Raw genomic sequence first — 22799 nt, 5'->3', positions numbered from 1 at the left:
TCAAAGATAGATTATTTAAAACCAATAAGTACTGCTGTAACGATTACAATAGAGGCTAAAATAAACAACAATAGCTGAAACTTAATCTGGAATTTGAACCATTTGGACCACTCGATACGTGCCGCACCCAAGGTACCCATCAATGCCCCTGAAGTCGGTACAATCATGTTTGTAAATCCGTCACCAAGCTGAAATGCTAGAACGGCCACTTGTCGAGTAACACCTGCCATGTCAGCAAGTGGAGACATTAACGGCATAGTAAGGGCAGCTTGACCGGAACCTGAAACGATAAAGAAATTGAACACGGCTTGGAATACATACATGATCCATGCCGAAACGGCTACAGGAACATCTGAAACCAGACCGCCTGCGGCATTAAGCATTGTGTTTAAAACGGATGGTTCAGCTGGATTGTCTCCACCTAACATGATGATAACCCCTTTTGCCATACCCACAATGAGGGCTGCAGGAAGAATATCTCTAGCTCCTTGCTTGAAACCATCAGATATACCGTTTACTGTCATGTTATTTAATTTGAAGATTACTCCAATTATACCCGCTACTAATCCGATTGTGAAAAATTGAGTTGCAATTTCAGGAATGTAATATGCTCTTTCAACAACGCCCCATACAATCCAGATTACCCCAGCTAATATAGTTAATAGGATAAGGATATGTCCTGTACCGAAGTTCGCTTTAATATCCGATTGTTTAAAATCTTCGCGGAAGTATGCATCGGATTCATAAGATAATGAACGTTTAGGATCTTTTCTAATTCTAGAAGCGTAGATCCATGTATAAATAATACCTATTAATGTAAAGAATGCCCACATCCCAATACGGAATGGTGCACCTGACAGTACAGGAACTCCAGCAATCCCTTGAGCGATCGCTACACCAAATGGATTCATCCAGGATGTTGCAAATCCAATCTGTGTAGCAACATACGTAATCATAACTGCTGTAATCGCATCATAGCCAAGAGCAATTACGACTGGCACAAGAATCATCGCAAACGCAATGGCTTCTTCACCCATACCAAAAACCGCTCCACCTAAAGAGAATAACAAGAACATGATCGGAATAATAAGGACTTCTTTCCCTTTCGTACGGTCAATCATCTTTAAAATACTATCTTCTATCGCACGCGTCTTCATAATAATTCCGAATGCGCCACCGATAATAAGGATAAACGCCACAACCCCTACTGCTGATCCCCACTTATCCCCAGTTACTAAGCCTTCAAAGATATAGTTCAAGAAACCGGCACCGCCACCTTCTTCAAACAAGCTAACACCTTGAGTAGCCGGTTCACCGTCTTCCCCTTTTACATACGAAAAGCTGTCAGGAACAAGTACTGTTTTAGTCTGCTCTTCCCCACCTTGCGTATAGGTCGTTTCTTTTGTTTCAAATTGACCCGCCGGAATGACATACGTCAATAACGCCATTAATGCTACAACGAAAAACACGATTACAAAGGTATCCGGCATTGTAAATCCTTTTTTCTTATTCACGTTAACTCCCCCTCTTCTGTATTTCACCTTTTATTAATTGCAAGAATTATGCCAAGATTCAGTCGCCCTGTGTAAAAGGTTTTTAAAGATATTGTTTCATAAATTGGATGTTTATAAGATAATAGTTTTATAGCCAATTAACGACCTAAAAGAAACCATTAAAAGAAGGTGTAGATGATGGAGAACCAAAAACAGATTGTTTTATTAGCAGGCACAAAAGAAACACGTATTGCACTATCACATCAACTTCAATCCATCTTAGGTGATTTTTTTCATATTAGAAGTTATTCTTCCGAAGAAATGCTCCCTTCACTTTTAGAGAATGAAATTGTTATTCTTTCATCTTATCTGATAAAACGGGAGGTAGCTCACTGCTTGAGTGACTCATGTAAAGTGATTACTGCAAGGCGTACCGTCAACTACGAATATATGGACCAGCTTCTGCAACTGCCAGAAGGTACAGATGTTATGTATGTGAATGACTTTCCACAAACCGTCGAACAATCCGTACAAACTCTCATACATCTAGGCATCGATCACTTAAACTACCTTCCCTATTACCCAGGGATTCCTCAGTATCAATATGCAGATATCGCTGTGACACCTGGCGAGATGCATCTCGTGCCGAAAGAGGTTAAGAAAATCATTAATATTGGCGTACGCCTAATTGACATTACTACTATAACAGAGATTTTGAGCGAACTTGATGTCTTAGATGACCGTGCAACAGGCATTTCTGAGCGGTTTACAGAAAAAATTATACAGCTGTCCAAGAAACTTGCACTCGCTAACCAAAAGGCCCTTCAACTTAACGAACATTTGGACAAAGTATTAAATGGTGTAAATGATGGTATTCTATCATTTGATCATACGGGAAAGATTACCGTATTTAACGAAGAACTGGAGAACATATTTTCAACCGCTTCAAAACAAGCCGTAGGCAAAAATATTAGACAAATTATTAGAGATAAAGAATTGCTACATTTTTTGATCGCTACGGAAAACGAAGAATCTGACCAATTTTTCACAATTCATGATACGAATGTAATGGTTCACCGATTTACATTGCCCGCAGATAACACGATGATTGCTACATTTAAGAATACAAGTACAACGATCTCAATGGAGAAAGCGGCACGACATGAACTAAAACGAAAAGGTTATATCGGGAAATATTTCTTTAGCGATATTATCGGCAATTCCGAAGAGATCGTCCGAACAAAAAATATTGCAAAGAAGCTTGCTGCAACAGATCTTTCTCTCCTCATACAAGGCGAAAGCGGCACTGGAAAGGAACTTTTTGCAAGTTCCATTCATAACGAATCAGGCAGAAGAAACGGACCGTTCTTAGCAGTAAACTGTTCTGCTCTTTCAGAGGATCTATTGGAGAGTGAACTTTTTGGATATGAAGAAGGCGCTTTTACGGGTGCCAAAAAAGGCGGAAAACAAGGGCTCTTCGAACAAGCAGAAGGCGGCACCATTTTCCTTGATGAAATTGGAGACATTAGCGTCAAACTTCAAACACGTCTCCTTCGGGTTCTCCAGGAAAAAGAACTGAGGAGAGTTGGAGGAACACGCGTCCTCCCAATTGACGTAAGAGTTATTTCTGCAACGAACAAAGATTTAGCATCCGACATTAAACAAGGTTTATTCCGTGAAGACCTGTATCACCGGTTAAACGTTCTTTATTTAAAAATCCCTGCACTGCGTGAGCGGAAAGGCGATATCCCACTATTACTCAATCATTTTTTTTCGATGCGTTCAACTAAAAAAATGAAAGTGGACAACGAAGTGATTGGTCATCTTATAAACCGTTCCTGGTCAGGGAATGTTCGAGAATTGAAGAATGCCATTGAATATATGCTTGCCGTATGTGACGGAGAGAGGATAACCGTATCAGATCTACCTCAGGAAGTGATGAGAATAAGAAGCTTTAAGGAGTCATTAGAGAGAGAGGCGATGCAAGAGATAGCAGCGACCACAGAGGAATTGCCGCTTATCGCACCAAATGAAGAGGCAACACTTATGGAGTGTATCTATCACAACCATATTACTGGTAAAGCATCTAGCCGGAAAAGTTTATTGAAGGAATTGGAATCAAAAGGCGTAACGCTGTCTGAAGCTCAAATCAGGCTGCGCTTAGATCTCCTAGAGCGGAAAGGGTACATCGTGAAAGCAAAAGGACGGAAAGGAACGCGGCTGACCGAGAGCGGACTAGTTTTTGTTAAAAGTGAATTGGTATGAAGATTTTTTAGCGGTTCGCTTGTAAATCTTGGATGGGGCTCTTCAGTGAGCAAAAAGCTTCATGAACGAGCATAAAGCTTCGTGAACGAGCATAAATCTCGTTGAACGAGCACAAGTCTCAACCAATATGCCCATTCCTTACTAAAATACATCAAAAAGCTGACTCCATCACACTTGGAGCCAGCTTTCTTTAACCTACTTATACTTTCCGCCTAATCAAGTCACAAAATCAGGCTTACGCTGCGCCAAAGTAGGACTTTTCAGCTCTACAGGCTCACCTTTTTCAAGATTCAAGAAGGAAGTTGCTTCATTAAACCAGCTGTCTGGTGCTTTGTGTCCCCAGAACGTCTGACGCCTCGGATCGTTAATGTCCCATTTGATCGGTTTAAAGTCAGGGTCACTTGTCAGATAATCCCCGTTATATAGTTCGATCCGATTTCCATCGGGATCACGTACATATAAAAAGAAGGCGTTCGATAAGCCATGACGTCCTGGCCCGCGCTCAATATTATCTGCATAACCCATGCTCGCCATCACATCACAGCAATGAATCAGGCTCATCGGGTCAGATAGCCAAAAGCCTACGTGATGAAGACGAGGACCTTCACCGTTCATAAAGGCAACGTCATGAACAGTTGGTTTGCGATGAAGCCATGCTGCCCATGTCCGATCATCTTCAGTAGCTGTATATTCCGAAACTCTAAATCCGAGTTCATCTGTATAGAACTGAACTGCCGCTTCCACATCTGGTACCATGCAGTTGATGTGATCAATACGCTGTACACGAGCTCCGCGGTAAAGGTCATATTTTTGAATGCAGCGCTCTACACTTTGCATCTCAACAAAAAACTCAAGGGGTATACCAGAAGGATCTTCAACGCATAAAGTTTTACCGATTCCAACTGAAGGGTCTGCATCTTTCCACAGCACTTTAGCCCCTTTTCCTTTAAAAAAGGTTTCCAGCTCATTCAAGTGGCTGTCTTCCCAAACTTTATAACTCACCACATGAACGCCAGGTTTATCTGCCTTTTTCAACAAAAGACTGTGATGCGAGTGTTCTTCCAGTCCACGTAAAGCCATCCACTCTGAAGTAGAAGCTGTTTCAATAAATCCTAGAGCATTCACATAAAAATCACGGGAAGCGTGGAGGTCTGTAACGTTCATGACAACACGTGCAATTCGAATAATGTTAAAATCCATGACGACTACCTCCTATACACTCGTGTAGTTATGGCTTTTGGAATTCACACGCTGCAGAAAATCCTTCACCATCGCTTTATAAGGTTCTTTGTTATATTGATCATAATAGATGTTCGACATACGGGCAGGATCACCAAAGAAGTAATACTCATAAAGTGCTTGGCGGCCGCCAAACGTACTGATGGAGATGTCCCATGCCAAGCGGAACAATTGCGTGCGCTCGTAACCATCAATGTTAGCTCCTTGTGTATAACGATGCACAAGTTCGCCAATATCGTCTGCGTTAAAGTCCGCTTCTGTCGGAATCCCCATCAATCCTGATGCTCCGAGAATTTTAACGATCTCAACGATACGCTGATACATTTTTGGGTACCAGTTACGCGCTGCGTTCAGCGGCGCAAAGTCTGGTGTCATGTTTCCGTATTTGTCAATCGAAGCGTTGTGTTCCGCACGATATAGGTGAGAACGCATCGTTTCAAGAATCAGCATGACTTCGGATGCCTTTTCTTTAACATGCGGGAATACATCGATGCCAATGGATTCCATCATGTTTAAAATAACGCCTAACACAAATTCCGTTTTCACGGTATTTTTAGCAATTACTTGATGCGCCATGTGAACAATCGCATTCGTCTCGACATACGTACGGTTACAAATATCGGAGCTTCCGCTTACAAAAACGCGCTCCCATGGCACAAGTACATTATCAAAAACTACGATTGCATCACTTTCCTCAAATCGCGAGCTTAGCGGATGATCCCATTGACTTCGTCCTGTATCAAACGATTCACGACATAAGAACTTTAAGCCTTCTGTATTGTTCGGAATCGCAAAAGCCATCGCATACGGATCATCTTCAGATGAGGCTTTATTCAATGTAGATGGGAAAACGACGATCTCATCAGTCACTCCACCAAGCGTTGCGAGCAATCTAGCACCTTTCACTACGATTCCGTCTTTGTTTTTTTCAACGATTCGAGCAGATAGATATGGATCTTTTTGCTCAGACTGCTTTTTTGATCGATTAGTCTGAGGGTGAATAAGCGTATGTGTTAAACTGATGTCGTTTTCTCGGCAATAGTCATAATATTTTCTGGCGTTCTCGGCAAACATCGGATCATTTTGCGCAAAAAAGTTGCCTGACGTACCAAATGCCATGACGCTTGTATTCAAGTAATCAGGTGTGCGACCCATCATCCCACCTGTGTAACATGCCCACTCAGAAATCATTTCACGGCGGCGGATGAGATCGTCTACCGTTTTAGGAGCAATAAAGGAAAGTCCGACTTTATCACCTGTTTGTTCAGAGGTGTATAACATCTTGTCTGCTTTTTCGTGCTGTAGGTCATACAGGTTGGCAATGGATCTTACGATGTTTCGAAATGCGGGATGAGAAGGTACATCATCTACTTTCTTACCATGAATCCAAACATTATTCTTAGCCTTTGAAATTCCTTGAATATACTGTTCTCCCGTGCGTGCAGGCAAAGAAATCCCTCCTTAATGTTTTGCTTCCGTCTGTAGCGTTTGTTTTTTCTTTCCGAACTGTTGAATATGATGATCCGCGAGTGCAACATGCACCACTTTCATCTCTGTATAAAACTCAAACGCGTAATGGCCGCCTTCTCGACCAATACCTGAATTCTTTGACCCTCCAAACGGAATGCGAAGATCGCGAACGTTTTGTGAATTGACCCATAACATACCCGCTTCTACCGCGTTTGCAACGCGAAGACCTTTTTTCATATCGTTCGTCCACACGTAGCCAGCAAGGCCATACTTGATATCGTTTGCGTAACCGATGACTTCTCTTTCGTCTTTGAACGTCATGACAGACAAAACGGGTCCGAAGATTTCTTCTTGTGCGACCGTCATTTCATTTTTCACGTTTAATAGAAGGGTTGGAGCTACAAAGTTTCCTTTTTTAAGCGATTCAGAGAGAGTCTGGCTGTATATTTCAGCCCCCTCATTTGCCGCAACATGCAGGTAACGTTTCACATTTTCATAGTGTTCTGTATGGATGAGCGGTCCAACTTCTGTTTCCGGATTAGATGGATCGCCAACGATAATGTTATCTACCCTCTCCTTCAAGCGGGCAACGAACTCATCCTTAATGGATTCTTGAACGAATAACCGAGAGTTTGCCGTACATCTTTCTCCATTAAAAGAAAAGATTCCCCATACACAAGCGTCAAGTGCGCGTTCAAAATCACAATCATCAAATACGATGATCGGCGACTTTCCGCCAAGCTCCATTGAGAAGCGTTTAAGAGTAGCAGCTCCATTTCTCATAATTTCTGAACCCGTCTTTGTCTCTCCAGTAAATGAGATAAGCTGCACATCTTCATTAGCAACAAGTGACGCACCAGCCGTTTCACCAAAACCATGAACGACGTTAAAAACACCGTGAGGAAGTCCTGCTTCATCAACAAGTTCTGCTAGTTTATTAGCCGAGAGCGGTGACCACTCTGCAGGTTTTAAGATAACAGTGTTTCCTGTTGCAAGAGCAGGAGCGATCTTCCAAGTTTCAAGCATGAACGGTGCGTTCCATGGTGTAATTAACCCTGCAACACCAACAGGCTTTTGAATGGTATAATTCATGAACTCGTCATCTACGTGATACGCTTCACCTGACATGCGGTTTTTTACCATTTCGGCATAAAACCTAAAGTTATCCGCAGCACGTCCTACCATTTTTCGCGTTTGAGCAATAGGAAGTCCTGTATCATACGATTCCAGCAAGGCAATCTCTTCGATATCACGGTCGATAAGCTCGGCAATCTTATAAATGTATTGAAGACGCTTTTCCTGCTTCATCTTGCCCCAAGGACCTTGTTTAAAGGCTTCTTTTGCGGCTTTAGCGGCTAGATTGATGTCTTCTTTCGTTCCTTCACTTACCGTGTTGATCTTTTCGTTCGTAAAGGGATTAACGTTAACAAAAAAGTCTCCTTTATGCCCCGAAACAAACTGTCCGCCAATATAGTGCTGAATCATTTCTTTAATTTCCGGCTTCATTACCCTTCCCTCCCGTTGGCACCTTTTCAGTTCGTCCATCAACGATCGTGTTTTCAAGTGATCCTAGATAATCAATCTCAAGCCGTACAACATCACCAGGGTGAACGTGAGAAATGCCTTTTGGTGTACCTGTCCAGATCACATCATAAGGTTCAAGCGTCATGAACGACGATACGAATTCAATAATTTCAGGGATTGAATACATCAGATCTTTCGTGTTCCCTTGCTGTCTTAACTCACCGTTTACATATGTGCGCAGTTCAAGGTTTGTAACATCCGGGATGTCAGCAGCATCTACATAATAAGGACCCATCGGACCAAACGTGTCATGTCCTTTTGCACGTACAGGCGGACGGTACCAGTTGTTAACAAAGTCGCGTACTGTTACATCATTCGCAATCGTGTAACCGCTTACAAAATCCATCGCATTTTCAGCTTTAATGTTTCTTCCCTCTTTACCAATAACGACTGCAAGTTCATTTTCATAGTGCATATAAGTTGCACCATCTGGATAGAACACTTGCCCTTTGTGTCCTACAAGTGATGAATTTGGCTTGATAAACAAAACAGGTTCAGCAGGCTTTTCAAGTCCTAATTCATCAGCATGGTCTGCATAATTCAGTGCGAGTCCGATCATCTTGTTCGGCTGAAATGGAGGCAGCCATGTTTCGATCTCGCTTATATTTGCTGTTTTACCAGATGAGAATGTAATCACATCATCAACAACCGTTCCCTTTTGTTCTCTTCCTTCAAAAATTACGCGTGCATGCTTCATTTATACTTCACTCCCTATTTTTTCTACTAAACCATAATCAGCAAGTACAGATCTGATCTCTTTTTGGAGGGACTCAGTTGGCAAGTCCATCGGCAGTCTTAATTTCGGATTGATTCTTCCCATCATTCCAAGTGCTGCTTTTAACGGAGCTGGATTTGTATCTTTAAATAGGACGTCGTTTAGCGGCATTAAATCATAATGAAGTTTCAATGCTTCTTCTACATTTCCTGATTCCCATGCGTTATACACTTCTGCAACTTTTGAAGGCAATACGTTCGCTGTTGCCGATATGTATCCCGCTCCGCCAATGGCAAGCATCGGATAACAGAGAAGTTCAATACCTGAATACAGCAAAAAGTCGCGTCCGCAGTTTAATAAAACACGGTTAATATGTTCAAAGTCTTTATTGGATTCCTTCACTCCAATAATGTTCGGGCAGTCCTCGTTAAGGCGTGCCAATGTTTTCACTTCTAGGTTTACGGCTGTTCTTCCTGGGATGTTATAAATGATTAGCGGTATATCTACTGAATCAGCGATCAGTTTAAAGTGTTTATATAAAGCATGCTGAGAAGGCTTATTGTAGTATGGGACGATTACCATAGCGGCATCTGCTCCCATTTCTTGAGCGAGTTTTGTTAAATGAAGAGATTCTTGATGATTGGTTGAGCCTGTTCCAGGTACGATTGGCACACGCTTGTTTACGGATTTTATCGCGGTTTCCATAACAAGCTCACGTTCTTTTAACGTTAGTGATGATGGCTCACCAGTAGTTCCGGTTACAGAGATTCCGTGGCTTCCAGACTGAATGTGCCAGTCTATTAAACTTTTAAGAGTATCAAGATCCAATGACTCATCATCATGAAAAGGGGTGATGATGGGCGCAATGGAGCCTCTCAATGATTTTTTTGCTTCTTCTACGTTCATTTTTCCATCTCCTTAAACCATTATTTTTGAGGTTTTTCTTCAAGAAAGGCTTTTAGCGTATTCAACTTATGATTCCTTGTAAAAGTCTCAATCGTTTTTGGATCTTCTCTCTTTTCGAGCATTTCAATCAGCTGATAATGTTCAGCAATCGAACGCTTCATTCTAGATGGCTTCATCGTTGTTCCTTGTTTGCGGACTGTTCCTAATCTTTCCCATGTTGAATGAATCTGTTCCATTAGAAATTGGTTCGTACAGTACTGATAAGTGAGTTTGTGAAATTCTTTGTTGTAGTTGGAGAAAAGAGAAAAATCAAGTTCATCAAGGGCATCTTCCATAAGTCTTGTATACGCTCTTAAATCTTCAAGCTTTTCATGAGGAAAGTGAGTAGAGGATTCTGCAGTTGCAAAACCTTCTAATACGGCTAAAACGGATAGGGTTTCTAAATATGCTTGTTCATCGAATGGGGTGACAATCGCTCCCGAGTAGGGTTTAAATGAAATCAAGGAATCCGCTTCAAGCAATCTGATCGCTTCTCGCACAGGTATTGCGCTCGTTTGAAGTTCCCTTGCCAGCTGGTCAATCACAAGCTTATGACCAGGCGGATACCTGCCATCTAAAATACGAGAACGGATGACTTGGTAAGCATATTGCTGTTTGTTTGGTTTATGTTGAGTCTTCATAATCCTATGTTAATCTCAAATCATATATGATTTCAAGTTATTTTTCAGAAAAATCATATATTACTGTCTATTTAGTCATATAGTATCTATTTCTAATAAAAAGGAAAATAACTATAGTTAAATAGTCTTGTTGCTTGTCGTATAAGTTTACATTTGTAGTAAGAATAAGCTATTCTATTCATATAGATTGTGAATAAAGGGGTAATTAGCCCATGAACGTAAAAAATGCTATGGAAATATTAGTAGATGAAGCACTAAAAAACTATTGGGGACAACTTCAACTTCCATGCAAATGTGAGATTTGTAAAGCAGATGTATTTGCCATTACACTCAACAATTTGCCTCCCCGCTATGTGTCAAACGAAGATGGCTATGCTTTTGTTAAAGCACAAAACTTCGATGACCAATCAAGGGTAAATATTCTAAATCAGATCGTAAAAGCAACTGGCATCGTAGCCACACGTCCTTCACACGAATTAAAACCATCACCTGCTACCGAGTAGAAGGAAGATGGTTTTTGTTTGTTTGTTCAATAAATTCCTGTCTCTTTATTCCTATTTTTCAGAAAAGTTCCTTGCGGGAGCATTACCAATTGTGATATATTTGTGACAACCATTCAGTACTGGATTTCGTCTTAGTTTAAGAGTTTGAAAGTAGTTTGGTAATTCCGGCACAAATGTGCAAACGTTCTAGGAGGCATTCACATGCAAACAGGTAAAGTAAAATGGTTTAACGCAGAAAAAGGTTTTGGATTCATCGAAGTTGAAGGTGGAGACGACGTATTCGTACACTTTTCTGCTATTCAATCTGAAGGATTCAAATCACTTGACGAAGGTCAAGAAGTAGAATTCGAAATCGTTGACGGAGCTCGCGGACCTCAAGCAGCTAACGTAACTAAAAAATAAGCTTAAACCATATATAAAAGCCCGGCATTGTTGCCGGGTTTTTTCTGTGTTTTTCTATTATTGAATACACACTACCCAGCTGTTTTCCGAGTCGCATATTTTAGTTGGGTTCCGCTGGTTACTCTACATGTTTGTTTATCTGATACTCATTCGCGCAGTAGAGCTTCCGTAACGCACACTTCCCGACAATTTCCACTACTGAACTCTCATATGAAAAGGCTCCCTTGAAGGAAGCCCTATTCTTTCATTCCGATCTTCATTTTATAACTATTTATTTTACCTAGTATGTCTGTCTTATCTTCTTGCGAGAATATCCCTAGTTTGTGAAGAATCAATGTGTACTGCTGAAGTTTAAATAAAGAACTCTCTTTGTACCACATGGCAATCACCTATCTTTCCTAAAGGAAACTTTTTTATCCTTTGTAAATATTATATGCCACATGCTACATTTATGATTCTTAAAATTTCGCTTTAAGTGTTACCTTTGTTGTCCTTGTAAGTGGTTGATTTCCGTTTCAGGTACTCACTTTCCGCGGGGCAGGATACCTCAAAACCTTATTTCGTTTGAAGCGTGGAAAGCATTGCCCAAATCCCTTGTTCCCATTTTGCAGCATTCTTATGCTGAGGTAAATTGACTGTGTATTTTACATGATCCCCATTACTTTGAGTCTGGATTACAATGTACTTTTTGAATGAGTCTTTTGAAGCTGTGATAAATAGTATAGAAGATTCAAATGCTGGCCCTGCTATCTCACCACCATCTAATTCTTTTACCTCACCAACAGCTTTTAATTCATCATTTGCCCAATCTTTTAGATCATCCATTGATGCCTCTTCTGATAGAGGCTCAATTCGTACAAAGGTTTCAGCAAAAGCTGTAGCAAAAAGCAGATCCTTACGCGGTTCTTCCGCGGTAAATTCAAAATCTCTTAGTTTATAAAAATGGTAATCCATCTGTTCACTTTTTGTAAGTGTTGCTTCTTCTTCTACGGAAGCACCGTTTACAGAGTAACTTAGCATTTTAGTTTCTGCCGCTTCATTTGAACCTGTTTCTAACGGCGTAATCTTCTCTAGCAGCCATTGACCGTTCTCATTCTTCTTATACGTAATGTTAACTTTAGATCCTTCTTTTACATTTGCTACAGACTCCCTTACGTCTTCCGATAAACGTAGGACGAGAGTCTCACCTGCAGCTTCAACTTCAATTGAATTATTATCAATCTGACCAATGTAAGTACCATCTTCATCAATAGAAGTTACAGGTTCTGAAGAGTGTTCACCTTTTGCTTCTTCTACTGCTTCTTTTTGTACAGGCTCGGCTGTTTTAGAAACGGGTTCTTTTGTTTCTGTTTGATTCGATTCACTGCTACATGCTGTGAGTACAACTACTAACAATGCTATTAAAATCATTGTCCATGGCTTTTTTGTCATTACAATCACCTCATAAAATTAGACGAAATAGTAAAAAAATTGTTACGGTCTTGAAAAAAATCAGCTTTAACTCTGTTAAGAGATTGTCGATATTATAAACAGCACTTATACATTCTAAATTGGAGATGACTAAATTTGAATCCATCATTTGCCTCAAATTTACAAACCAACAAACTTGTTACAAAAATGCTATGGGGTATGTATTTTCTAGGTCTAGGTAGTACCTATGCTAGCACTAAAACAATTGATAGTGTGATGTTCTATGGTATAGCTGGAATAGTTATCCTACTGTCACTTACAGTATGGACGTATCGAAAATGGGCTACCAGCGCTGTTCAGTATTTTGTTGTTATTGGCTTTACTTTGCTGACTGTTATAATGGCAGACTCCAATCCAAAGATTTCCACCTACCTCATGACTTATGTCTGCTTAGCTGTTATAACGTTATATCACAACTATATTTCTATCTTACTATCGGGTATTTGCGGTTTATTGTTAACAAATTTTTTCTTTATTCAATACAAAGATACAATGTTTGCCGGACAAGATCCAAAAATAATTATTTCACTAAACGTGTTTCTAACCGTTATTACTGCAGCTCTTGTCGCTCAGGCAAAGATTGGTCAACGAATGCAAGAGAATATTTTAAGCGCTGAAAAACAAGCTGATAGCGACAAAAAGAAGCTTCAGCATTTATTAGGAAAAATTCAAGATGCCTCAGAGAATCTGCATCGTTTCAGTCAATCGGTAAAAGAGAACGTAACCAGAACTGGCGAAATCTCAAGCAACATCACCTACGCTTTTACAGAAGTTGCAAAAGGTGTTGAATCCCAGGCTGTGAGTGTCGGCGGAATGAGTCAATCGGTGACAAGTACAAACGATGTTGCAAAGGGATTGTTTCAGCACTCTAAAGAGATGAAACACCTTTCTGAACAAACGGCATCTATTACAAAAGCTGGCGAGAACCAGGTATCCGAACTTACTTCAAAAATGAACGAAGCGAATAAACTTATGAATCAAACGAATACATTGATGCACGAGTTGAATGCTCAAAGTGAATCAATTGAAGGAATACTGACAACGATAGAAGAAATCTCATCACAAACAAATTTACTTGCTTTAAACGCTGCGATTGAGGCAGCACGAGCCGGTGATCAAGGCAGAGGATTTGCAGTTGTTGCCGACGAAGTTCGCCGTTTAGCTGAGGACTCACAGAACTCAACGAAACAGATCGCTAGTATTCTTGGTGAAATACGAAGCAAGGCTCAACAAGCAGCTGAATTTGTGGATGGCTCACAAAGTGTTGTCACTTCAAGCCTAGAAGCAACGCAAAAGACAGCAGAAAACTTTAGCCAAATCCTGATGAATACCGATCAAGTTGCTGTACAATCTTCACAAGTCCAAGAACTGATTAATCAGTTATATGAATCTACAGGTTATATTGTAGGAGAGATCCAGTCCGTTTCTGGAATCGCAGAAACATCAAGTGGATCTGTTGAAGAAGTTCTAGCATCTGTGGAAGAGCAGCACCGGTGTGTGGAAGAAGTAGTTAAAAGCTTTAACCAGTTCGAGGCACTTACCTCAGAACTAAATGAACTAGTAAAAGAATAACTGTTGATATGCCTTTTCATGTTACAGTGAAAAGGTGTTTTTGATGAAGGAGGTATTCCTATCCATACACATAGAGGCATCTATTGTATTTGTTTTAATGAAAACGGACACCTGCTTGTGATAGAAAAAAATGGCGGACCTTATAAGAATCGTCTTGATCTGCCTGGCGGAACACCTGAAGAAAACGAAACAGAATACGAGACTGTGACCAGAGAGGTTTTAGAAGAAACAGGATATTCCATAGTTAGTGGTGTGAAACTGGGAGAACGCCGTTACGAATTGCCTTGGAAATACAAACAGTGGAATCTTTCACAACATACTGCTGTTTATTACTTATGTACAATCGAACCAGATTCAAAAATACCCATTGCAGACATCCCTCTACAAGATTCAATCGGCTTACAATGGGTAGACCCACACAGATTAAAGGAAGAATGGTGTTCACCTCTCGTCTGGGAAGCCGTTCACTATGTAAAATCAAAAAGTTTGCCCGCTCGACGAAAAACGTATCATTCCTGGGAAGTGCTGAAACAAACGCTATATCCTAGGATATAAAAATAACCGCCCTTGGGCGGTTATTTTTAATAGCAATAAAACGAGCTGATTCGGCGTGTATCCATCCCGAAGTAAACCCAGCGGTAACCAATCCAGCGATATCCTGCAATTGATCGACGTCCAGCAAACGTAAGCCAAGCCCAGAAACCAGGTCCCCATGTCGGCCATATATATACGTATTGATACAAACAAGGTCTGATTGCACCTGGATCAACTGCATAAACCCCAACTTGGCCTGGCCCGCCTCCTTGCATGCTGTATCCCTGTGATTGGGACGGCGTGAATGAAGGTGGTGCTGATGTTGGTGCCATTCCACCGCCTCCTCCTGGAGGTCCACCCGGTGGTCCTCCCCCAGGTGGTCCAAATCCCTGCCCGCCTCCTTGCCCGCCTTGACCAGGAAAGAAAGGAAAACTTCTATTACTCAATCTACTCAACTCCTGAAAAATTTGTATTCCCTCCATGTTATTCATCAATCTTTGAAACGTATAGACAAGTATCCCGTAAAAAATTTAAAGGATTGCTGCTTGCCTTAATCGGGTATATTACATGAAACACCTATGTTTTTAAAAGGAGGACGAAAAGATGGGACGATTAAGCAAAGGAATCAAAGGCATGGCTTTCGCCTATTTATTGAAACAAGGAAAAAAGAGGCTGCTGCCTATCATAATGCGTAAATTAAAAAGCAGATAAAGAAATTGACCCCGGAATGGGGTCAATTTTTTGTATTATTGCTGGTACTACCGGGCGATCTTTGTCAACTCGCCAATATGTTAAAACTCGCCAGATAATAATGTGAATTTCTAGGATTATCGCGTTACACATTTCAGTCCCCTCTTGTTTCTCTGTATAGCCTCATTTCATCACGAAGAAAACGGACCTCAAATTCGATAACAGACATTCCTATTTCTTTTTGAAACAATTTGTAGAAGTTTTCTTTTTTGTTCAGCAAAAGGTTTTTCAATCTTGCTTCTTTACCGTCCCGTACTAGCTGATCAATTGCATAATAACTTTGCCGATACGGTAAATGTGGTGAGTTACGACGGTTTTCATATGCCCATTCTTCAACAGAATCTAAGCGAGAAAATGGTAGTAAGTTAAGCGGGGTAAAGTTCGGTACTTTTCTAACACTTTGTTTACCTGTATATTCAGCAATCCCTTCTTCAAACCACCTCGGTAAGTGCCGATTATCCATTCCATTTTCAGCTAGATAGCTGACAATCCAATGGTGTGTATATTCATGACCGATTAATTCTAAATAACGTGCTTTGTCAATATCCATTTGTTTTGTTACGAGCAGGTGGATCGTTTCTTCAGACGGAACATACAGTGCTTGAAGGTTTTCATACGAATGCCGAGGCAAGTGCTTCTGAAAGATTAATGGGTTTCGATATAAAATAATCGTGACTGGTACAGGTTTATGGTTGTCTATTCCCATATCAAGGTAAGCCTGCACTTTACGAATATGGACAGAAGCGGCTGCAGCCAGTTTATCGTCCGTTTTTTCATAGAAGATGGTTGAGGCAGAATCCGCTTTACTTTTAAGCGTCTTTAAAAATGAAATCCTTTCAAAGATCCTATCTTTTTCAACAAGAAGCGCTTCTACATAGTAGTGATTTTTCACACGAGCTGACAGAGATTGGGATAATGAAGAATCTAATATATAGTTCGTTACGGAAAAAAAGGTGGTTGAGAATGCGATAAGACTAACGATCAAGAAAGAACCTCGCCTTTTGTACTTGAATTTAATTGATATGTTTCCCTTCAGGAGGCCGATGAACCCCATACAGAATACGATAAAACATAAAATTAATAAGAGTACGCCGATTATTAAGCCTTGTATTTCATTGAGCATTAAAAACAAGCCATATATAAGCAGCGGCCAAAAGAAGGTATGAATGATTACTTTCAAGATGGATATCAGCTTATTCAATACATACACTTCCTTTTCTTTGTCCAAATAAATCCTTAGAAGTTGTACTATTATCGATATGCTCTCCATAAAATGATAATGAATAATTCTTTGTGATGAAGTTTATGTATTAACTGACCCTGATGAGCCTGGTGATAAAATCGCATTAAAGATCATGGAGACCTATCCCGAGATCAAGCGGATTCATATTGATCCATGTAAAGCCCGTAATGTAAGAGAACGCCGCTATAAGTATGGTGTTGAGTATTGCTCTAATCAGTATTTAAAAGAAACGCTGCCTGGGATCTAAGGATATCTATCATTTTCTTTGTGACTATTTCATAACCCTCTTCATTTAAGCAAACTTTACAAAAAAAGACTGCAAAGAAAATCTCTGCAGTCTTACTTTCTATTTGCTTTCAAAAAACTCCAGAGACTCTTCGTCAGGGCCATAAAAGAAAAAGTATTTTCCATTCGGGAGTTCTGTAATTTCTTTATCTTTCATGCCCACCCCTTTTTCTTTTAACCATTCATACTTCTCCTCAATGTTTGTGACAGAAAAGGCGATATGATGAACTTTCCCTTCATTCGTAACCTCACCAGTATAGCCAGCAATCAATTCTACAAGCACTTTTTCATTTACTCCCAAAAAGGCTAGCTCTACTGGAACACTTGTATGGTCGAAGCGATCTATAAGTTTCAGGCCAAGTACCTCCGTATAAAATGCGATTGAATCATCCATGTTTGATACCATAATTCCTGTGTGTTCGATTCCTGTTATCATGATTAACATTCTCCTCTCTTATGTTGAAACAGACTGTTGATCTGCGAGTGTTATCCGGATACTTTCTCCATACTGAAAAAACGGCAATGACAATAATGAAATAAGAGCTAAGCACCCAAACACATAAAATCCATGTTCAAATCCAAACGTACTTAAAAGTAATCCGCCTATCCATGGTCCTGCACTAAAACCAATAGAACGAAATGACATCGCTCCAAAATATGTACCCCTCATGTGATCTGGCGCTAAGTCGTCGAGAAGCACATCACTCATCACAAAAACGATAATTTCTCCAACCGTTAAAAAAATCATGGAGATCACAAGAAAAATCCAGCTCGTTGACAAACCGAAACCTAATAAAGCAAGGCTGAATGCAACACTGCCAAACCTTAGTGCATTCATCGGTTGAAACCTTTTTACATAGTTTGTGACAGGAAACTGCAAAAGCAAGACGGTTACAGCATTTGTTACGACCAGATAGGCAAAAAGCTTAACACCATTTTCAAATTGCGGCGCGTTTCCTATATATTGCGCAAGTGTCGTATCCATTTGTGACTGTGCCATCATAACAATCGTGTTCCCAATCAGAAAAAATGCGAGGACTTTGTCTTTTGATAGAACTAAAATAGCTGACTTCATTGAGAACTTTCTTTCTTCTCCAGCTTCTAATTCGGAAGATGATCCTTTTAACGTAAACACAATGAGCAAAGCGTATAAAAGATAAGCGAGTGCAGTGATGTAGAAGGCTTTTGTAGAAGATGTTGTTCCAAGTTGTGTTCCAACCACAGGACCGATTGCTGCCCCAACATTGATAGCAAAATATCGTGCGTTGAATACACGGAGACGGTTTTCCTTTGTTGTGACATCTGCTAGCAATGCCCTGGATATTGGTTCAAACCAAGAGCGGCAGAGCCCGTTCAGCATATTTAACAAAAAGAAATGCCACACCTGATCTGCGATTGCAAACCCAACAAACACTGCACTCCATGTAAAGATAGCGGCTGTCATTACAGGGAGCCGCCCGATTCGATCAGAAAGATAGCCTCCAAAGAAACCCCCAAATGTTCCAGTCAGGGCACTGATCCCAATGATTAAACCTACTGTAGCAGGTTCAATACCTTTTTCACTATATAAATAAATGGCAAGAAAGGGCATCGTCATGAAAAATGCCGCTCTTGTAAAAAGTGTACCTGCTACAATCACTAGTACAGCAGGATGCCACTTCGTTAGAAAACCTTTCATCGATCTATTCCTTCTCTCTTCTCTTTCTGTTTTTCTACTTTATCATTTTTTTAAAAAGATAGAAAAGAATATTTACAATTTTTGAAACTTATTTACTTTTCATTCGTCTTATAATGGTGTACCCCCCTTTCCCGAAAAAAGCCCTCCCCTAATGGGCTTTTTTCTTTTATATTGGAAAGACTTCAGTCCGTCAGCGCGACTTTGTCACAAAGTGATAACGTTTATCAAAAAATTCACATATTCGTCCATTTTTTTTATGGTCTTGCTATATTATAGACATCCCTATCAACAACCCCCTTTTTTCATTGTTAAGAACAAAAAAGAGCGCTAAGAAGGAAATCCTTCATAGCGCTCTTTTTTACTGAATTATTCGCATTCGTCACCTTCACAAAACTCAAACTTCGCATCTCGAATGGCTCCTCTTAAAGCTCGTTCAATATTTGCCTGAGGATGAAGGCCTTTTAATACGCGGTCACCGATAAAAATGGTAGGAACAGCTTTAATTTGCAATTCTTCGTTCGCTTGCTTTAAATACGATTCTCTTTCGCTTTTAAATTGTCGCGACTCCAAAGCTTGTTGAAATGTTTCTCCATCAAGACCTACTTCTTCAGCAATCTCTCGAAGTACGCTAACTTCTCCAATATTTTTTCCTTTTTGATAGAAAGCCTTGAAAACTTGATGTGAATATTCTTTTTCCTTACCATGTCTTTTCGCGAAAAGCAGACCTTCATGTGCAAAATGTGTATGTGGCTGAGGTGAGACATCCGACAGTATCATTTGAATCCCCATTTTTTTCGAAAGAGGCTGCACCGATTCCTGCCATGATCTTTGTAAATAGTCGCCTTCTGGTTTTAATGTTTCTTGTGGATATGGACGCAGTTCGTACGGCATCCACTCAATATCGACATCTTTATCTTTTGTTGCTTCAAGCAGTGGTATTTCTGCTAAATAGCAATACGGACATACAAAATCTGAGTATACTTTAATTTTAATCGTCATTTTAATCCCCTTTACGCCTCTATTTTATGAATAGCTGAGTTGATCGGTCATTTTTTAACGCTGTTTTCTAAAAGATTGTTGCTTCCGAATGTTGTCTTCTATGATTATTGATTGGAGTGCAAGGTGTGAGACTCCTGTGGGACAGGCGGGCAGTCTGAAAAGTGGAAGTGGCTCGTTCAGCCCCGACAAGCAAAAGGTGAACGGTAAGGAAGGCGCACTTTGCCTTCTTGGCCGTTCAGCTTTTGACCTCGAGGGGCTAGCCACTGCAACTAGACAGGTGAGACACTTAAGAGTGACACGTACGAATGTGGCTCACCGCCTGTCCCGCGGAAAACGAACACCTGAAACGGAAATCAACCACTTCCACTAACATCAAAGTTTACGAAAACAGCCCTTTTATATGACTGGTTCGCTGCTTGTCTGATTTTATTCTATTAGAAATCTGAACAAGAAGGTTCAAACAACCTCTGTTCACCTTTTGTTTTACATGATATATTTAGAAAGGCTCTAAAGCCCTACATACTATATATAGATTTTTTATTTTTATTCCTTACATAAGTAACGAATTGAAACGGAGGATATACCGTGATTTTAATGGCAGGTATGATCGGTACAGGTAAGTCCACATATGCTGAGTTTCTAAGTGATCAGCTTGGCAGCGAGATTTTTTACGAGAGCGTTGTTGACAACCCTATTTTACCCGATTATTACAAAAACCCGAAGCGATGGGCTTTCCCGCTTCAAATTTATTTCCTAAATACACGCTTTAAAACCATTCGCCAAGCGCGAACAAGTCCTGATAATGTTCTTGATCGCAGTCTATATGAAGACTTAATCTTTGCAGAACTTAATTTTGATTCTGGCAATATGACACAGCTTGAATTCGATACTTACAAAGACCTACTTGAAACCATGATGAATGAGATCGATAAAACGCCAAAATCACGTCCTGATTTACTTGTATATTTGGACAGTGATTTGGATACAGTTTTGAGCCGCATCCGACAAAGAGGCCGCTCTTATGAACAAGTGGATGAAAATCCTGAGTTATTCGCTTATTACAAAACGCTTCATGCAAAATATAAAGACTGGATTTCCGCTTACAACAAGACGGCGGTATTGAGAATTGAAAGTGATCAGTACAATATTTTTGACAAGCACGATCAACAACGCATTTTAGAGCTAGTGAAAAAAGAACTTCACCGCCTTGAATCATTACATGAACATTCTTCTGTTATGCATGAAACACACTAAATCCACAAAAACTAGGACAAACCATAATTGAAGGAGTGAAAACGATTGTTGACACTAATCCTGATTTTGTTGTCTGTCCTTGTTGCTGCAGGAGGACTTTGGTGGACGATTCAAATTGGAAGAAAACAAAAGACATATACCCAAGATAAAGTAAACGCTGCTGTTACGAGACATACAGCCGTTCTAAATCCCATCTTCATAGCATTAATCGCTTTTACGGTCGTGATAGCGATTATGATTTACATTGCCTATTTCGTTTATTAATAAAGTAAAGGCCAAGAGATTATTCATTCTCTGGCCTTTTTACTTGATTCCAATTGCTCATGGTCTCTATGAAATTCCGTGTTTCTTCCTGCCCTAAATCATGAATCAGCTTATAAACTTCTCTTAGCTTCACATCATATCTGTCGTTATCCGGATCATTGGAATATGGTACATAAGGAAGATGTGAACGAACAAATGTATCATTTGCCGTACTCTCCATTTCATCAAACATTTTAGCAAGCTTTCTAACATCTTCATCAGATGCAGAAATTTCAAACTGAAAAGTTGAAGCTGTTTTTACTGGCAGAATTTCACCTGACTCTACGTTTATATAGTAAGGCCTTTTTTCCATGCGTGCCGCCTCCTTTTCCTTATTTTCCGCGTCTTGTTGTTTTTTATGTGGCCGTTTTGTTTTGTCATTTGTTTTTTTAAAGATTGTTGAATTCCGTTGCTGGTTTTCGATTTCCACGGGCTGGCAGTTAGCCACATTTAAGAAGGGTTCACATTGTAAATATACAAACTTACCACCATTTTTTTATCTTAAAGTACCCAATGATGAGCACTGCCATGACGATGCACAGGATTAACATTGAAAAATAGCCGTAATGCCATTTTAGTTCTGGCATATATTCAAAGTTCATTCCGTATAGTCCTGCTAAAAATGTGAGTGGAATAAAGACAGCGCTAACGAGCGTCAGAGTTTTCATAATGGTGTTCATATGGTCAGATTTTAAAGACATTTGAAGGTCTAAGATCCCTTGCAGATTTTCTTTAAAACTGTCAAAAGCTGCTGTAACTCTAGAGAAAGAGGAAAGCAGGTCTTTAAAGTAAAATCCCGACTCCTCATTCGCGTATTCGAAGTCATCATGCCCCATCTTTTGGATGATACTCTCTTCTGCTTCAACGTATTGCCTAAGCTTATGCAAGCGGCTTTTCCACCGATAGACATCTCTGCCGATTTCCCTTTTTTGTGGATCAATGAAAACACTTTTCTCAAGCATTAAGAACTCATTTGACAGCTGATCAACAACTTCTAAATAAGAATTAACAATATCTTTCATGAAATAGTACAGCATATAGCTCACGTGTTCCATATGCTCAGGATTTTCTGAAAAGTCTTTTACGAGACGTTCCCTAAATGGAATCTCGCGCTCAGACAATGCAATTAAGTAGCTGTCACCTATCAACAGATTAATTCTTACTGGTTCAAGGCACTCTGTCTCTAAATAAAACGTAGAAACAACAGCATGGTTTGCGTAAACATTGATTTGAGGATGCTCTGAAAAGCTGGTAAACGCAGCTCTTGCCAATGGATGCAGCTGTATTTGCTGTAAAATACCATCGCTCATCATTTCTTTTGCTGAAGAATAGAACATCCAAAGTGTATTGTTTTGTTCCGGTATTTCAAAATGTTCAATTCTCTCTGTTTTATTTGTGGCTTTTACATATTTAAGCATCTAGTAGCTCCAATTGTTTTTTTACTATCTTTCCCT

Annotated in this window: 25 protein-coding genes; 9 read left to right on the top strand and 16 right to left on the bottom strand. The window is 40.0% G+C overall.

Features of this window, described 5'->3' with window-relative positions; genetic code table 11:
- Positions 1–11: 11 nt before the first annotated feature.
- Positions 12–1514: a putative basic amino acid antiporter YfcC gene (gene yfcC, locus AWM68_RS04045; protein WP_082820552.1), complete on the bottom strand. Its 1503-nt coding sequence runs from the start codon at positions 1512–1514 to the stop codon at positions 12–14.
- 174 nt (positions 1515–1688) lie between these two features.
- On the opposite strand from yfcC, the gene AWM68_RS04040 reads away from it, so the two are divergent.
- A complete protein-coding gene (locus AWM68_RS04040; protein ID WP_066237180.1) occupies positions 1689–3758 on the top strand; it encodes a sigma-54 interaction domain-containing protein in 2070 nt (689 codons plus the stop codon).
- A 216-nt stretch (positions 3759–3974) separates the two neighbouring features.
- Here AWM68_RS04040 and hpaD read toward each other — a convergent pair whose 3' ends face one another.
- Genes hpaD through AWM68_RS04010 form a run of 6 tightly spaced genes read right to left on the bottom strand, consistent with a single transcriptional unit; the run spans position 3975 to position 10352 of the window.
- Positions 3975–4958: a 3,4-dihydroxyphenylacetate 2,3-dioxygenase gene (gene hpaD / locus AWM68_RS04035; protein ID WP_066237176.1), complete on the bottom strand. Its 984-nt coding sequence runs from the start codon at positions 4956–4958 to the stop codon at positions 3975–3977.
- 12 nt (positions 4959–4970) lie between these two features.
- Positions 4971–6446, bottom strand: coding sequence for a 4-hydroxyphenylacetate 3-monooxygenase, oxygenase component (gene hpaB / locus AWM68_RS04030; RefSeq protein WP_066237173.1), 1476 nt, complete (start codon positions 6444–6446; stop codon positions 4971–4973).
- A 12-nt stretch (positions 6447–6458) separates the two neighbouring features.
- Positions 6459–7973, bottom strand: coding sequence for a 5-carboxymethyl-2-hydroxymuconate semialdehyde dehydrogenase (gene hpaE, locus AWM68_RS04025; RefSeq protein WP_066237167.1), 1515 nt, complete (start codon positions 7971–7973; stop codon positions 6459–6461).
- A complete protein-coding gene (locus AWM68_RS04020; protein ID WP_066237165.1) occupies positions 7957–8748 on the bottom strand; it encodes a fumarylacetoacetate hydrolase family protein in 792 nt (263 codons plus the stop codon). Before AWM68_RS04020 ends, hpaE begins: the two co-directional genes overlap by 17 nt.
- Complete coding sequence (hpaI, locus tag AWM68_RS04015; protein ID WP_066237162.1) at positions 8749–9672, bottom strand: 2,4-dihydroxyhept-2-ene-1,7-dioic acid aldolase; 924 nt, start codon at positions 9670–9672, stop codon at positions 8749–8751.
- 20 nt (positions 9673–9692) lie between these two features.
- Positions 9693–10352, bottom strand: a complete 660-nt coding sequence (locus tag AWM68_RS04010; RefSeq protein ID WP_066237157.1) for a GntR family transcriptional regulator — start codon at positions 10350–10352, stop codon at positions 9693–9695.
- 212 nt (positions 10353–10564) lie between these two features.
- On the opposite strand from AWM68_RS04010, the gene AWM68_RS04005 reads away from it, so the two are divergent.
- Positions 10565–10855 carry a late competence development ComFB family protein gene (locus AWM68_RS04005; RefSeq protein WP_066237155.1) on the top strand — a complete coding sequence of 97 codons (291 nt, stop codon included), beginning with the start codon at positions 10565–10567 and terminating at the stop codon, positions 10853–10855.
- 201 nt (positions 10856–11056) lie between these two features.
- On the top strand, positions 11057–11257 hold the full coding sequence (gene cspD / locus AWM68_RS04000) for a cold-shock protein CspD (RefSeq protein WP_066237152.1): 201 nt from the start codon (positions 11057–11059) through the stop codon (positions 11255–11257).
- 236 nt (positions 11258–11493) lie between these two features.
- Here cspD and AWM68_RS21260 read toward each other — a convergent pair whose 3' ends face one another.
- Together AWM68_RS21260 and AWM68_RS03995 are read right to left on the bottom strand one after the other, a co-directional pair.
- Entirely contained in the window at positions 11494–11637 is a 144-nt protein-coding gene (locus AWM68_RS21260; RefSeq protein ID WP_156488292.1) for a hypothetical protein, read from the bottom strand.
- 175 nt (positions 11638–11812) lie between these two features.
- Positions 11813–12688 carry a hypothetical protein gene (locus AWM68_RS03995; RefSeq protein ID WP_066237144.1) on the bottom strand — a complete coding sequence of 292 codons (876 nt, stop codon included), beginning with the start codon at positions 12686–12688 and terminating at the stop codon, positions 11813–11815.
- Positions 12689–12823: 135 nt separating this feature from the next.
- On the opposite strand from AWM68_RS03995, the gene AWM68_RS03990 reads away from it, so the two are divergent.
- Together AWM68_RS03990 and AWM68_RS03985 are read left to right on the top strand one after the other, a co-directional pair.
- A complete protein-coding gene (locus AWM68_RS03990; RefSeq protein ID WP_066237141.1) occupies positions 12824–14299 on the top strand; it encodes a methyl-accepting chemotaxis protein in 1476 nt (491 codons plus the stop codon).
- A gap of 54 nt (positions 14300–14353) precedes the next feature.
- The gene (locus tag AWM68_RS03985) at positions 14354–14854 is read left to right on the top strand and encodes an NUDIX domain-containing protein (protein WP_082820551.1); all 501 of its coding nucleotides are present in this window, start codon (positions 14354–14356) and stop codon (positions 14852–14854) included.
- A 26-nt stretch (positions 14855–14880) separates the two neighbouring features.
- Here the strand turns inward: AWM68_RS03985 and AWM68_RS03980 are convergent, their stop codons facing one another.
- Together AWM68_RS03980 and AWM68_RS03975 are read right to left on the bottom strand one after the other, a co-directional pair.
- The gene (locus tag AWM68_RS03980; protein ID WP_231868361.1) at positions 14881–15279 is read right to left on the bottom strand and encodes a collagen-like protein; all 399 of its coding nucleotides are present in this window, start codon (positions 15277–15279) and stop codon (positions 14881–14883) included.
- A gap of 398 nt (positions 15280–15677) precedes the next feature.
- A complete protein-coding gene (locus AWM68_RS03975; RefSeq protein ID WP_066237132.1) occupies positions 15678–16784 on the bottom strand; it encodes a hypothetical protein in 1107 nt (368 codons plus the stop codon).
- A gap of 82 nt (positions 16785–16866) precedes the next feature.
- On the opposite strand from AWM68_RS03975, the gene AWM68_RS22120 reads away from it, so the two are divergent.
- Positions 16867–17073, top strand: a complete 207-nt coding sequence (locus AWM68_RS22120; protein ID WP_156488305.1) for a toprim domain-containing protein — start codon at positions 16867–16869, stop codon at positions 17071–17073.
- 99 nt (positions 17074–17172) lie between these two features.
- Here the strand turns inward: AWM68_RS22120 and AWM68_RS03970 are convergent, their stop codons facing one another.
- The 3 genes from AWM68_RS03970 to AWM68_RS03960 form a co-directional block, all read right to left on the bottom strand.
- Entirely contained in the window at positions 17173–17547 is a 375-nt protein-coding gene (locus tag AWM68_RS03970; protein WP_066237130.1) for a VOC family protein, read from the bottom strand.
- 18 nt (positions 17548–17565) lie between these two features.
- Positions 17566–18789 carry an MDR family MFS transporter gene (locus AWM68_RS03965; RefSeq protein WP_082820550.1) on the bottom strand — a complete coding sequence of 408 codons (1224 nt, stop codon included), beginning with the start codon at positions 18787–18789 and terminating at the stop codon, positions 17566–17568.
- A gap of 366 nt (positions 18790–19155) precedes the next feature.
- Positions 19156–19788 carry a DsbA family oxidoreductase gene (locus AWM68_RS03960; protein WP_066237127.1) on the bottom strand — a complete coding sequence of 211 codons (633 nt, stop codon included), beginning with the start codon at positions 19786–19788 and terminating at the stop codon, positions 19156–19158.
- A gap of 136 nt (positions 19789–19924) precedes the next feature.
- Between AWM68_RS03960 and AWM68_RS03955 the strand changes: the two genes are divergently transcribed.
- From AWM68_RS03955 to AWM68_RS03945, 3 genes are all read left to right on the top strand, one after another.
- Entirely contained in the window at positions 19925–20158 is a 234-nt protein-coding gene (locus AWM68_RS03955) for a hypothetical protein (protein ID WP_066237124.1), read from the top strand.
- 224 nt (positions 20159–20382) lie between these two features.
- Complete coding sequence (locus AWM68_RS03950) at positions 20383–21042, top strand: deoxynucleoside kinase (protein WP_066237492.1); 660 nt, start codon at positions 20383–20385, stop codon at positions 21040–21042.
- A gap of 45 nt (positions 21043–21087) precedes the next feature.
- Positions 21088–21306: a hypothetical protein gene (locus tag AWM68_RS03945; RefSeq protein ID WP_066237121.1), complete on the top strand. Its 219-nt coding sequence runs from the start codon at positions 21088–21090 to the stop codon at positions 21304–21306.
- 19 nt (positions 21307–21325) lie between these two features.
- Here AWM68_RS03945 and AWM68_RS03940 read toward each other — a convergent pair whose 3' ends face one another.
- Both AWM68_RS03940 and AWM68_RS03935 read right to left on the bottom strand, forming a co-directional pair.
- The gene (locus tag AWM68_RS03940; protein WP_066237118.1) at positions 21326–21658 is read right to left on the bottom strand and encodes a hypothetical protein; all 333 of its coding nucleotides are present in this window, start codon (positions 21656–21658) and stop codon (positions 21326–21328) included.
- 169 nt (positions 21659–21827) lie between these two features.
- Entirely contained in the window at positions 21828–22763 is a 936-nt protein-coding gene (locus AWM68_RS03935; RefSeq protein ID WP_066237115.1) for a magnesium transporter CorA family protein, read from the bottom strand.
- Positions 22764–22799: the final 36 nt, after the last annotated feature.

It is taken from the genome of Fictibacillus phosphorivorans, from assembly GCF_001619875.1.
GTDB lineage: Bacteria > Bacillota > Bacilli > Bacillales > Fictibacillaceae > Fictibacillus > Fictibacillus phosphorivorans_B.
This window is presented reverse-complemented; position numbering and strand designations above follow the sequence as displayed.